Raw genomic sequence first — 2,207 nt, forward strand, 5'->3', positions numbered from 1 at the left:
AGCACGTTGGTGTCGCGCAGGGTGTCGAGGATCTTGGTGTGGCGCTTGAGCGAGTCGAGCAGTTCGCGCTCGAACCGCAGCACGTCGGGCACCGGCACCTCATCGAGGTGACCGTTGGTGCCAGCCCAGATCGAGACGACCTGCTCCTCGACCGGGTACGGCGAGTACTGCGGCTGACGCAGCAGCTCGGTCAGGCGGGCACCGCGGGCGAGCTGACGCCGCGAGGTGGCGTCGAGGTCGGAGGCGAACATCGCGAACGCTTCGAGCGAGCGGTACTGGGCCAACTCGAGCTTCAGCGTGCCCGAGACCTTCTTGATGCTCTTCACCTGGGCGTCACCGCCGACGCGCGACACCGAGATGCCCACGTCGACCGCGGGGCGCTGGTTGCTGTTGAAGAGATCGGACTGCAGGAAGATCTGGCCGTCGGTGATCGAGATCACGTTGGTCGGGATGTAGGCCGACACGTCGTTGGCCTTGGTCTCGATGATCGGCAGGCCGGTCATCGAGCCGGCGCCCAGCTCGTCGGAGAGCTTGGCGCAACGCTCGAGCAGACGCGAGTGCAAGTAGAAGACGTCACCCGGGTAGGCCTCACGTCCCGGTGGGCGACGCAGCAGCAGCGATACGGCACGGTAGGCCTCGGCCTGCTTGGTCAGGTCATCGAAGATGATCAGCACGTGCTTGCCGGCGTACATCCAGTGCTGGCCGATGGCTGAGCCGGTGTAGGGGGCGAGGTACTTGAAGCCGGCCGGGTCGGAAGCCGGGGCCGCGACGATCGTCGTGTACTCCATCGCTCCGGCATCCTCGAGCGCGCCCTTCACGGCCGCGATCGTGGAACCCTTCTGACCGATCGCGACGTAGATGCAGCGCACCTGCTTCGTGGTGTCGCCCGAATCCCAGTTGGCCTTCTGGTTGATGATCGTGTCGATCGCGATCGCCGTCTTGCCGGTCTGGCGGTCACCGATGATGAGCTGGCGCTGGCCGCGGCCGACCGGAATCATCGCGTCGATCGCCTTGATGCCGGTCTGCATCGGCTCGTGAACACTCTTGCGGGACATGACGCCAGGCGCCTGCAGTTCGAGGGCACGGCGGGTCTCGCTCTTGATTTCACCGAGACCGTCGATCGGGGTGCCGAGCGGGTCGACGACCCGACCCAGGTAGGCGTCGCCGACGGGAACCGAGAGCACCTCGCCCGTGCGGGTGACCTCCATCCCCTCTTCGATGCCGGTGAACTCACCGAGCACGATGACGCCGATCTCGTTCTCGTCGAGGTTGAGCGCGAGACCCAGGGTGCCGTCGGCGAACCGCAGCAGCTCGTTCGCCATCGCGCCGGGGAGTCCCTCGACGTGGGCGATGCCGTCGGCCGCATCGACGACCGTGCCGACCTCGGTCTTCTTCGCGCCCGAGGGCTGGTAGCCCGCGACGAAGTCCTTGAGGGCGCTGCGGATCTCGTCCGGTGAGATGGTGATGTCTGCCATGGGAAGTCTTTCTTTAGATTCCGGCTGTGGGGAAGTGGTCTACGGTGCCGGGGTCAGCCGGCGAGTTGAAGTCGGAGGTCGGCAAGGCGGGCCGCGACGGTGCCGTCGATGACGTCTTCGCCGATCTGAACCCGCAAGCCGCCGATGACGGTCGGGTCGATGCGCAGGGCGATGCGCGGCTCGCGCCCGTACTGCGTCGTCAGGGTCGCGGTCAGGGTCTGCAGCTGGGCCGCAGAGAGCGGCGCCGCTGCGGTGACGGTCGCGACAATGCCACCCGTGGCATCCGCCACCGTCTCGGCAGCCGACTGAATGAGCTCCCCGATGCGACGGCCACGGGGGCTCTGCACCAGGTGGCGCACGATCGCAACGGTGCCGGCGTGCGCCTTGCCCGCGAGCAGCCGGTCGACCAGCGCCGCCTTCTGGGCCGGGTCACTCAGCGTGCTGCCGATCGCTAGCTCGAGGTCGTTGTCGCTCGTCACGGCCCGCGCGAACGCGAACAGGTCGGACTCGATCGCTGCGCCGTCACTCGAGGCGGCGATCGCGCGGATGCCGATCTTCTCGATGCCGTCGATCAGTTCATCGGAATCCGACCAGCGCGCCGTGGTGAGTCCGGCCAGCAGTCGCGCGGAGGCCGCGTCGTGGCTGCTGAAGATCGATCCGATCAACTTCGACTTCTCGGCCGGTTCGATCGACGGGTCGACGAGGAGGGACCGCAGCTGCGGGGAGCCCGCG

2 protein-coding genes are annotated in these 2,207 nt (G+C 67.4%); both read right to left on the bottom strand.

What is annotated here, in order from left to right:
- Positions 1 to 1,475: F0F1 ATP synthase subunit alpha (atpA, locus tag RMO30_RS07965; protein ID WP_309711683.1), on the bottom strand; the 1,475-nt coding region annotated here is incomplete at its 3' end.
- A gap of 53 nt (positions 1,476 to 1,528) precedes the next feature.
- Positions 1,529 to 2,207, bottom strand: a 679-nt coding sequence (locus tag RMO30_RS07970; protein WP_309711687.1) for a F0F1 ATP synthase subunit delta, incomplete at its 5' end; no start/stop codon positions are given.

It is taken from the genome of Pseudolysinimonas sp. (assembly GCF_031389465.1).
Taxonomy (GTDB): Bacteria; Actinomycetota; Actinomycetes; order Actinomycetales; family Microbacteriaceae; genus Pseudolysinimonas_A.